General features: G+C 32.0%; 1 protein-coding gene. It reads right to left on the bottom strand.

Going from position 1 to position 600, the window contains the following annotated elements; all coding sequences use genetic code 11:
- Window positions 1–544: IS607 family transposase (locus tag PG418_RS19110; RefSeq protein WP_498837896.1), on the bottom strand; the 544-nt coding region annotated here is incomplete at its 3' end.
- Window positions 545–600: the final 56 nt, after the last annotated feature.

The following is a 600-nucleotide window of genomic DNA, read 5'->3' as shown; positions in this document are numbered from 1 at the left end:
ATTTGCAGCTGAATACTGTGATTATTTGAACCAGATCTTCAACAAGTTCCTGCTGTTCAGATTTTTCAGTATTATCAATAATCTCAATCTCACAATTATAAAGTGAAGCGATATATTCTATCAACTCAAAACCAAATCGCAATAGCCTGTCTTTATATAAAACAACAACCTTTTCAACTTGATTTTGAGAGATTCGTCTAATCAATTCCTGAAGTCCTTTTTTCTTATAATTAATCCCAGAACCGATATCGCTTATTATCTCAAACGGCTGTCCTTTTGCCAAAAGATATGTCTTAACATTATCAATCTGTCGTTCCAAATCATCTTTTTGTTTATGGCTGGAAACGCGACAATATCCAATTGTAATGCGATTTTTAGGCTTTACATTTATTACCTGGTTGAGTTGCTCATCAGAATAATATCTATAGCCACTTACTGTAGTATGATGCGGATGAAGTTTTCCATTTGCATCCCAATTTCGTAATGTCTGAGCAGATACGCCTATAATTTTTGAAAATTCGTGTATAGAATAATATTTACTCAAAGTATCAACTCCTTTCAATAATATTCTAGTCTAATATCTTATAAAACTCAATATCT

The sequence above is a fragment of the Bariatricus sp. TF06-38A genome, from assembly GCF_027690675.1.
In the GTDB taxonomy this organism is placed as follows: Bacteria; Bacillota; Clostridia; order Lachnospirales; family Lachnospiraceae; genus Allocoprococcus; species Allocoprococcus comes.
The sequence above is the reverse complement of the archived record's forward strand: the minus strand, read 5'-3'. Positions and strand labels throughout refer to the sequence as shown.